Below are 10,064 nucleotides of genomic sequence, written 5' to 3' on the forward strand. Positions count from 1 at the left end.
AGAGCCTGGATCCCTGCTCCGCCATCGCTACCTCCGGCCTGATCCGAATTATATCTTACGAAAGGGCCAAGCAGAGTTAATCCCTTCGTCAAAACTCCGCAACATACGAAGCACCTTCGTAGCAACCCGCGATATACCGAGGAACCGACACTGGAGAGAAGAATGCCCGCGATCGACTGGGACGCCTTGGACGCCGACAAGTTCACCGACGAAAGCGTCCTGCTGCCGCAACTGCTGGCGCAGGTGCCGCTGACGCAGGCCGACCGCGCCGCCATCGTCGACAACGCCGCGACGCTGGTCGAGCGTACCCGCGCCGCCGCGGCCAAACCCGGCGTGGTCGAAGGCTTTCTCCAGCAATTCTCGCTGGGTACGCAGGAGGGGCTGGCGCTGATGTGCCTTGCCGAGGCGCTGCTGCGCACCCCCGATGCCGCGACGCGCGACCGGCTGATCGCCGAAAAGGTCGGCGCGGCCGACTGGGCGGCGCATCTTGGCCAGTCGTCCAGCCTGTTCGTCAACGCCTCTACCATCGGCCTGACGCTGACCGGCAAGCTGGTGGGCGAGGGCGGGGCCGCCGGGGTGGGCGAGACGATCCGCCGTCTTGCCGGGCGGCTGGGCGAACCGGTCATCCGCCGCGCGCTGTCCGCCGCGGTCGGCATCATGGGCGACCAGTTCGTGCTGGGCGCGACGATCGACGCCGCGCTGAAGCGGGCGGCGAAGGAAGGCTATCTCTGTTCGTTCGACATGCTCGGCGAAGGCGCGCGCACCCCGCACGATGCCGACCGTTACGAAGCGATCTATGCCGCCGCGATCGACGCGGTCGGTCGCGCCCGCGCACCGGGCAGCACCCCGGAACAGGGGCATGGCGTCTCGGTCAAGCTGTCGGCACTGTGCCCGCGCTACGAAGCGGTGCGCGAGGACGACGTCTTCGCCGACCTGTACCCGCGCATGAAGCGCCTTGCCCTGATCGCTGCCGACCATGATCTGAACCTCGCGATCGATGCGGAGGAGGCCGACCGCCTCGCGCTGTCGCTCAAGCTGATCGACCGGCTGGCGCGCGCGGGCGAACTGGGCGACTGGACCGGATTGGGCGTCGTGGTGCAGGCCTATGGCAAGCGTGCGCGCGGCGTCATCGACGGGCTGGAACGGCTGGCGCGCGATACCGGGCGGCGGATCATGGTCCGGCTGGTCAAGGGCGCGTATTGGGACAGCGAGGTCAAGCGCGCGCAGATCGCCGGCCATCCGGGCTATCCGGTATTCACGTCGAAGGCGGCGACCGACCTCAGCTACCTCGTGTGCGCACACAAGTTGATCGCCGCCGCACCGGCGCTCTATCCACAGTTCGCGACGCACAACGCCCACAGCCTGATGGCGGTGCGCCATATGGCCGACCGGGCCGGGGTGCGGATCGAACACCAGCGGCTGCACGGCATGGGTGAGGGGCTGTACCGTGCCGCGGCGTCAACTATCGGCGGCAACGCATTGATCCTGCGGGCCTATGCGCCGGTCGGCGGGCATGAGGAACTGCTGCCCTATCTGGTGCGCCGCCTGCTCGAAAACGGTGCGAACAGCAGCTTCGTCAACGCGCTGCTGGACGAGGAGGTGCCGGCGACCACGCTGGTCGCCGATCCGGTCACGGCGGTCGCGGCGGCGCCGCGCCAACATCCGCGCCTGCCGTCACCTTCGGACATCTATCCCGGCCGCGCCAACCCCCTCGGCCGCGACTATTCGATCGCCACGGTCCGTGCCGAGGCCCGCTCGTTCCGCAGCACCTTCGCCAACATCCATGCCGCCCCCATCGTCGGCGGGCAGGGCCTGTCCGGCGCCGGCGCGGTGCCGCTGACCAGTCCGGTCGACCGCGCCCGCACCATCGGCTCGGTCACCGCCGCCACCCCGGCCGACATCGACCGCGCCGCCCATCTGGCGCGGGCTGCGCAGCCCGGCTGGAACGCCATGGGCGGCGTGGCGCGGGGCAGGGTTCTGCGCGCCATGGCCGACGCCCTTGATGCGCAGATGGACCGCTTCATCGCGATCCTGTCCGCCGAAGCCGGCAAGACGCTGAACGACGCCGTCGCCGAAGTGCGGGAAGCGGTCGATTTCTGTCGCTATTACGCATTGTTGGCCGAAACCCGCTTCGCCGGCCCGACCGTGCTGCCGGGTCCGGTGGGTGAAGTGAACCAGATCGAACTCCACGGCCGCGGCGTCTTCGTCTGCATCTCGCCGTGGAATTTCCCGCTCGCGATCTTCACCGGACAGGTCGCCGCCGCGCTGGCCGCTGGCAATGCCGTGCTCGCCAAGCCTGCCGAACAGACCCCGCTGGTCGCCGCCGAGGCCGTCCGCCTGTTCCACACCGCCGGGCTGAACCCCGACCTGCTGGCGCTGTTACCCGGCGAAGGCGCGGACGTCGGCGCGGCGCTGGTCGCGCATCCCGCGATCGCCGGCGTCGCCTTTACCGGCGGCACCGACACCGCGTGGGCGATCAACCGCAGCCTCGCCAGCCGCAACGGCCCGATCCTGCCGTTCATCGCCGAGACCGGCGGCCTGAACGGCCTGTTCGTCGACACCAGCGCGCTGCGCGAACAGGTGGTCGACGACGTGCTCCTGTCGGCCTTCGGTTCGGCCGGGCAGCGCTGCTCGGCGCTGCGGCTGCTCTACCTGCCGAAGGATACCGCCGATGCGGTGATCGAGACGCTGGTCGGTGCGGCGGGCTGCATGGTGATCGGCGATCCGGCGGACCCGGCGACCGATATCGGCCCGGTGATCGACGACGACGCGCGCAACGCCCTGAACGCGCATGTCGAACGGCTGGAGCGCGAGGCGAAGATCCTGTTCCGCGGCGACACCCGCGGCCACGACGCACGCGGCACCTATTTCGCGCCGGTCATCGCCGAGGTGCCGAGCCCCGACTTTCTCGAGCGCGAAGTCTTCGGCCCCGTGCTGCACGTCTATCGCTACGACCCGGCCGACCTGGCCGGCGTCGCGGGCAAGCTGGCGGCACGCGGGTACGGCCTGACGCTGGGCATCCACAGCCGGATCGATCGTTTCGCGGAGGAGGTCGCCGCGCTGGTCCCGGCCGGCAACGTCTACGTCAATCGCTCGATCATCGGCGCGGTGGTCGGGGTGCAGCCCTTCGGCGGTGAGGGGCTGTCGGGCACCGGTCCCAAGGCGGGCGGCCCCGATGCGCTGCTGCGCTATGCGGCCGAGCGGTCGACCTCGATCAACATCATGGCGAAGGGCGGCGACCCCGCGCTGCTCAACCTGTAGCGCGGACGGAACCGGCGATCGTCACCCGGTCGCCGGCGAAGTCGAGCTGGAAGAAGGGCGCGGCCGTGCCGCCGAACCGGGCGCGGCGCAGGCTCACGTCCGCTGTGGCGTCCTCGCCTTCCAGTCCGGCATAGTCGATGAACGCCAGCACCTGCCCCTCGCCGGTGACCCACCAGCAATAGGCTTGCGTCGGCTCGGCCGCGGGGTTACCGGCGACGAGTCCGCTGCCGTTCACCGGGCGCCACGGTCCGTTCATGCTGTCGGCGACCATCGCATAGAGCCCGGTGGGGGCGGGCAGGCCGGCGGCGAAGCGCTTCGCCTGGGTCGACCAGAACAGATAATAGCGGCCATCGCGCAGGATGATGTGCGGGCGTTCGAGTTCGCTGTTGACCCCGATCGCATCGATCGGCGGCGATCCCAGCCGCCACGGGGCATCGCCGCCTTCGCGACTGGCGATGCCGACGACGCCGTCGAGCGCAGCATCGGTCCATGCCGCCGATCCGACGAACAGGAGGTGGTCGTGCCCGGTCGCGGGATCGTGGAAGAAGCCGGGATCGCGGAATCCCTTGATCCCCCCGGGCGGGGCGACGGTTTCGTCGGCGATGCGGTAGCAGCCGCCGTCGGCCACGACGCTCTCGACCGGCGGCGACCAGCCGTCCGTGCCATTGGCGGCGAACCGGCCCACCGTCTCGAACAGGCGCTGTTCGAAGCTGTGCGGTTCGCCCCGGCGACCGGCGGCGGTGAAGTACATGGTCAGCGTGACACCGTCCTCGCTCAGCACAGCCGACCCCGACCATTCGCGGCTTCCCGGCGTGAAGCCATCGGGGAAGGCGGGGCCATGCAGCCGCCAGCCGTCGGAACCGTGGCTGGTCAGGTAGATACGCGCGGCGTCATGGCGCGATTCCGGATCGTCGAACCGCGGCGTGCCGAGGAAGAACCAGTAGCTGCGCCCGGCGACGACCACCGTCGAGCCATCGGTCCGCGCGATCTGCCACATGTCCCAGAAGTCATGGCCGGGATCGATCGGCACGATATCGGCGGGCGTCAGGACCGGCAGCCGGTCGGGACCATCGAGCGCGATCGTCGCGACTGCTTCTGCCGACCAGTGGGTGCGCGCGCTGGTGGGCAGCTTCACCGCGCCGCTCCCACCGGCAGGCCGGTATCGCCGCGGTCGCGCACGCTCCACACCGCCACCGCAGCGCAGAACATCAGCACCCCGCACAGCGTCAGCACGTTACGCGGATCGCCGCCGAGCAGCGGTTCGTAGAACAGCCACATGGTGGCCGAGAAGATCAGCATCGGGATGACGATCATCATGTTGAAGATGCCCATGTAGACGCCGGTCCGCTCCGGCGGGATCGATCCGGCGAGGATGATGTACGGATTGCCCATGATGCTGGCCCAGCCGAGGCCGATGCCGATCGCGGGCAGGAACAGCAGCGCCTTCGACGTGACATGCGGCAGGACGAGCATGCCGATGCCGGCGGCGACGAGGCTGAGCGCGTGAAGCGGCGCGGCGCCGATCCGCCTGGCAACGGGCACCATCGCAAAGGCGGCAAGGAAGGCGACGCCGTTGTAGAACGCCGCCATCTCGCCATTGGTCAGTACCGCGGAATGGAAGCCGGACGAGGTCGGATCGGCGGTGCCGTAGACCGAGCGCCCGACCGAATAGATGACGTAGTTCCAGTACGCCATCATCGCATACCATTGGAACAGGCTCATCAGCGCCAGCTTGCGCATGGCGGGCGGCATGTCGCGGATCGCGCTGCCGATCTCGGCGAGGGTCGCGGCGAACGAGGTGGGCTTCGCGGCGATCGCGGTCTTTTCGGTCGGCGTCAGCGGCAGTTCGGGTACGCGCAGGATCGACCACAGGATCGTCGAGAGCGACAGCACCGCGCCGACCATGAACGCCACCCGCGCGGTATAGGGGATGTTGTGCGTGTCGACCCAGTCCTGGTTCATCCCCGCCCACACCAGCAGCGAAGGGGTGAGGAACGCGAGCATCTGCGCCAGGCCGGTAAAGGCGCTCTGCGTCAGGAAGCCGATCTGGTGCTGGTCGGGGTTCAGGCGGTCGCTGACATAGGCGCGATACGGCTCCATCGTGATGTTGTTGCCGGCGTCGAGGATCCATAGCAGCGAGACCGCCATCAGGATCGAGCCCGACAGCGGCATGAAGAACAGCCCGAAGCAGCACAGCACCGCGCCCATGACGAAATAGGGGGTGCGGCGACCCCAGCGGCTGTCGGTGCGGTCGCTCAGCGCACCGATCAACGGCTGGACCAGCAGACCGGTCAACGGCCCGGCGAGTTGCAGCAGCGGCAGCTGCGCTTCGTTCGCACCGAGATAGCTGTAGATCGGGGCCATGTTTCCCTGTTGCAGCCCGAAGCTGAACTGCAGGCCGAGAAAGCCGAGATTCATCTCGAGGATGCGCGGCAGCGACAGCTGCGGTTTCATCGGGGGCGCCATGGTTCCTGCTCCTTGCACGCCGGTCTGCCGCCGACACCGACCCTTGTCGCGCCTTCCGGATCGAATTGCAACAATCGATTGCAGTACGGCCCGTCAGATCGCTTCGGGCAGTCGCTGCCGCCATTCCCGCGGAGGCGGGGGGTGCAGTCCCTGGTCCGTGGCGATCAGCTGGAGCGGCTTCCGACCAGGTTGAACCGCCGTCATCGCCCTTCGGGCGCCTGCTTCGCAGCGGGGCGCTTTCCATCCGGGGCGGCGTTGCTCGTCGGTCACGATGCTGCAGCATCGCTCCCTCCTCGCGCCTTGCCCCGAACCGAAATCACCGCCGTGCCGGTGATCCAACCTGATCGGAAACCGCTCCAAGCGGCGCGCACTTCGCGGCGAGCCATGCCGCGGTTTCGAGGTCGAGCAGCGGGGTCAGCAGCGCCTCTACCCGGGCGTGATAGGCGTCGACCCACGCCCGTTCCGGCTCGCTCAGCAGGGCAGGAACGATCAGCGAGCGCTCGATCGGGACGAAGGTCAGCGTCTCGAACCCGAGCATTGGCAGGTCGCCGCCGGGCACCGGACGCTCGACGATCAGGATCAGGTTCTCGATGCGGATGCCGTATTCGCCCGCCTTGTAATAGCCGGGCTCGTTCGACAGCATCATGCCGGCGCGCAGCGGCTCCATCGGCCCGCCGCCGGGGTAGTTGGGCGCGCCGATCCGCTGCGGGCCCTCGTGAACCGACAGGTAGGACCCGATGCCGTGGCCGGTGCCGTGCGCATAGTCGAGCCCGGCCTCCCACAGCGGGCGGCGGGCGAAGCCGTCGATATGGCCGCCGAGCGTGCCGTCGGGAAAGACCGCGGTGTCGATTGCGATATGCCCCTTCAGCACGCGGGTGAAGCGGTCGCGCATCTCGTCCGCGACGACGCCGACCGGCATGACCCGGGTGATGTCGGTCGTACCGTCGGCATATTGCCCACCCGAATCGATCAGGTAGAGTTGCCCCGGCAGGATCGGCGCATCGCTCTCGACCGTCGCCTTGTAGTGCGGGCTGGCGGCGTGGGCGCCCGTCGCGCTGATCGTGTCGAACGACAGGTCGCGCAGCAGCCCGGTTTCGGTGCGGATCGCCTCCAGCCGGTCCGACGCCGACAATTCGGTCAGCGTGCCCGAGGGTGCGGTTTCCTCGAACCATTTCAGGAAACGGACCATCGCCGCGCCGTCGCGCGCCTGTGCCGCGCGGTGTCCGGCGATCTCGACCGGGTTCTTGATCGCCTTGGCCAGCACGGTCGGGTCGCGTTCGGCGAGGATCGTCGCACCCGCGCTGCGCAGCGTGTCGTGGATCGCGGCAACGGCGCGATCCGGATCGGCGGCGACGCGTTTGCCCGCCAGTCCGTCCAGCGCTGCGGTGAAGTCGGCCATCGGACGGACCTGTACCGCGTTGCCGAGATGGCGGGCGACGTCCTCCCCGACCTTGCCGGGGGCGGCGAACAGATCGGCAGTGCCGTCGGCATGGACGATCGCGTAGCTGAGCGCGACCGGGGTATTCGAAACGTCGGTGCCGCGGATGTTGAAGGTCCATGCGATCGAATCGAGCGCCGACAGCACCACAGCATCGGCGCGGCGTTCGGTCAGCCATTCGCCGACCGCGGCGCGCTTCTCGGCCGAGGTGCGACCCGTCAGCGAATCGTCCTGCACCGCCATCGGCGCGAGCGACGGGGCAGGGCGGTCGGTCCACAACGCGTCGATCGGGTTGGCCGCGACCGGGGCCAGCGTCGCGCCGACGTCCGCCAAGGCCCGTTCGGTCGCCGCGACCCAATCGACCGTCGCCAGCCACGGATCGTAGCCGATCCGGTCGCCTGGCCTGGCATGACTGCCCAGCCAGTCGGCCATCGCCGTCGCGGGAACCTGCACGAACTGCCAGTCGGCGGCATCGACCTGTTCGCGGACCTGCAGCGTATAGCGCCCGTCGGTGAACATCGCCGCGGTATCGCGCAGCACGACGGCGCTGCCCGCCGAGCCCCTGAACCCGGTCAGCCAGCCGAGCCGCTGCGCATAGTCGCCGACATATTCGCTCATATATTCGTCGGTCAGGGGCACGACGAATCCGGTCAGGTCGAGCGTGGCGAGATGGACGCGCAGGGCGGCGAGGCGTTCGGCATGGTTGGTCATGCCCGTGCTCGTATCAAAGGCGACGATCGCGCAAAAGCACAAGCTCGCTCGACTTCCTCGGGTAGTCGTCCCACATGGGCGTCCTATGACCAAGCCCATCCCGCCGATCGCCGAACAACGTGACCACCGCTTCGAACGCCACGGTATTACCGTGTCCGATCACTGGGCATGGTTGCGCGACCCGAAGTACCCGAAGGTCGAGGACGCAACCATCCTCGACTATCTCCGGTCGGAGAACGACTATTTCGAGGCGGTGATGGGCCCGCACCAGCCGCTGGTCGACACGCTGTTCACCGAGATGCGCGCGCGGATCAAGGAAGACGACGCCACCGTGCCGCAGCGCGACGGCGACTGGTGGTACTGGTCCGATTTCGAGACGGGTGGCGAGTATCGCCGCTGGTGGCGCAAGCCCGTTGCGGGCGGCGACGACGAACTGATTCTCGACGAACCGGCACTGGCGGCTGGCAAGGAATATTTCCGGCTGGGCGCGCTGTCGGTCAGCCCCGACGGGCGGCTGCTGGCCTATGCGATCGACGATGACGGCGGCGAGCGGTTCGAGGCGCGGGTCAAGAATCTGGCCACCGGCGAACTGCTGTCCGACGTCATTCCGGGCACGCTGTCCGAACTGGTGTGGACCGCCGATTCGAGCGCCTTCCTCTACGGCCTCGCCAACGAACAGTGGCGTACCGACAATGCCCGGCTGCACCGCATCGGCACGGCCGTAGAGCAGGATATCGAGCTGTACCACGAGGCCGACGAAGGCTGGCGCGTGTCGGTGGGCGAGACGCAGTCGCGGCGGTTCCTCGTCATCTCGGCGGGCGATCACGTCACCAGCGAGGTGCGGCTGGTGCCCGCCGACGATCCGACCGCCGAACCGCTGCTGGTGAAGGCGCGCGAGGAAGGCGTGGAGTATGACGTCGAGGAGCATGACGGCACGCTGTTCATCCACACCAACGACACGCATCCGAACTTCCGTCTCGCCACCGCGAAGCTGGAGACCCCGGACGACTGGCGGGAATCGATCGCCGCCGATCCGCATTTCTACATGACCGGGGTCACGACCTTCGCGAAGCTGTTCGTGGTCGAGGGGCGGCTGGACGGGCTCGACCAGATCCGGCTGCACGACTATGCTGGCGGACAGGCGCGGCCGATCACCTTTCCCGAGGCGAGCTTCGTCGTCGGGCTGGGCGACAATCCCGAATACGACGTCGATACGCTGCGCCTCGGTTATGAATCGATGGTCACGCCGGGCACTGTCTATGACTATGACGTCGCCACCGGCGCGCTGACCGTCCGCAAGGTGCAGACCATCCCGTCGGGCTACGACCCCGCGAAATACGCGACCGAGCGGCTGCGGATCACCGCCCGCGACGGGACGGCGATCCCGTGTTCGGTGGTGTATCCGGAGGGCTTTCCGCGCGACGGGACGGGCAAGCTCTATCTCTACAGCTATGGCGCGTACGGCTATGCGATCCCGCCGGGCTTCTCGACCAGTCGCATGTCGTTCCTCGACCGCGGCATGGCGTTCGCCATCGCCCATATCCGTGGTGGCGACGATCTGGGCCAGCAATGGTATCTCGACGGGAAGCTCGACAAGCGGACCAACACCTTCAACGACTTCGTGGACGTGGCGAAGGGACTGATCGAGCTGGGCTTCACCGCCGAGGGCAGGATCGCCATCGCCGGGGGATCGGCGGGCGGCGAGCTGATGGGCGCGGTGATGAACTCCGATCCCGCGCTGTGGGGCGCGGTGGTTGCGAGCGTGCCGTTCGTCGACGTGCTGAACACGATGCTCGACGACAGCCTGCCGCTGACGCCGGGCGAATGGCCCGAATGGGGCAACCCGATCGAGGACAAGGCGGCGTTCGAGCTGATCGCTTCGTACAGCCCGTACGACAACGTCACCGCGCAAGCCTATCCGCCGGTGTTCATTTCGGGCGGGCTGAACGATCCGCGCGTGACCTATTGGGAGCCGGCCAAGTGGGCGGCACGGCTGCGCGCGACCAAGACCGACGACAATGTGCTGCTGCTCAAGACCAACATGGGGGCGGGCCATGGCGGCAAGTCGGGCCGGTGGGAGAGCCTGAAGGAAGCCGCCGAGGAGATGGCGTTCGTGCTGTGGCAGCTGGGGGTGGAGGGGTAATTCCGCCCCGGGACGGGGAGGGGGACAAGAGAAGCTGGTGGAGGG

Annotated in this window: 5 protein-coding genes; 2 read left to right on the forward strand and 3 right to left on the reverse strand. The window is 68.3% G+C overall.

Features of this window, described 5'->3' with window-relative positions; translation table 11 throughout:
• Positions 1–162: 162 nt before the first annotated feature.
• The gene (gene putA, locus QLH51_RS18345; protein WP_125662100.1) at positions 163–3,261 is read left to right on the forward strand and encodes a bifunctional proline dehydrogenase/L-glutamate gamma-semialdehyde dehydrogenase PutA; all 3,099 of its coding nucleotides are present in this window, start codon (positions 163–165) and stop codon (positions 3,259–3,261) included.
• Here the strand turns inward: putA and QLH51_RS18350 are convergent.
• From QLH51_RS18350 to QLH51_RS18360, 3 genes are all read right to left on the reverse strand, one after another.
• On the reverse strand, positions 3,251–4,396 hold the full coding sequence (locus QLH51_RS18350) for a glycoside hydrolase family 68 protein (protein WP_125662102.1): 1,146 nt from the start codon (positions 4,394–4,396) through the stop codon (positions 3,251–3,253). The two genes, putA and QLH51_RS18350, sit on opposite strands and share 11 nt — an antisense overlap.
• Positions 4,393–5,727 (reverse strand): MFS transporter, encoded by a 1,335-nt coding sequence (locus tag QLH51_RS18355; protein WP_164516243.1) that lies wholly within the window; start codon positions 5,725–5,727, stop codon positions 4,393–4,395. The genes QLH51_RS18350 and QLH51_RS18355 overlap by 4 nt, the downstream gene beginning before the upstream one ends.
• A gap of 316 nt (positions 5,728–6,043) precedes the next feature.
• Positions 6,044–7,876, reverse strand: coding sequence for an aminopeptidase P family protein (locus QLH51_RS18360; protein WP_125662104.1), 1,833 nt, complete (start codon positions 7,874–7,876; stop codon positions 6,044–6,046).
• A gap of 85 nt (positions 7,877–7,961) precedes the next feature.
• On the opposite strand from QLH51_RS18360, the gene QLH51_RS18365 reads away from it, so the two are divergent.
• Positions 7,962–10,019 carry a S9 family peptidase gene (locus QLH51_RS18365; RefSeq protein ID WP_125662107.1) on the forward strand — a complete coding sequence of 686 codons (2,058 nt, stop codon included), beginning with the start codon at positions 7,962–7,964 and terminating at the stop codon, positions 10,017–10,019.
• Positions 10,020–10,064 lie beyond the last annotated feature (45 nt).

Origin of the sequence: Sphingomonas sp. 2R-10 (genome assembly GCF_030062225.1) — a bacterium.
Lineage (GTDB): Bacteria > Pseudomonadota > Alphaproteobacteria > Sphingomonadales > Sphingomonadaceae > Sphingomonas.

Bases quoted from the DNA above. Each gene is read 5' to 3' on its own strand.
- QLH51_RS18365 (WP_125662107.1), top strand. From the start codon at position 7,962: ATGACCAAGCCCATCCCGCCGATCGCCGAACAACGTGACCACCGCTTC.
- QLH51_RS18360 (WP_125662104.1), bottom strand. From the start codon at position 7,876: ATGACCAACCATGCCGAACGCCTCGCCGCCCTGCGCGTCCATCTCGCC.
- QLH51_RS18355 (WP_164516243.1), bottom strand. From the start codon at position 5,727: ATGGCGCCCCCGATGAAACCGCAGCTGTCGCTGCCGCGCATCCTCGAG.
- putA (WP_125662100.1), top strand. From the start codon at position 163: ATGCCCGCGATCGACTGGGACGCCTTGGACGCCGACAAGTTCACCGAC.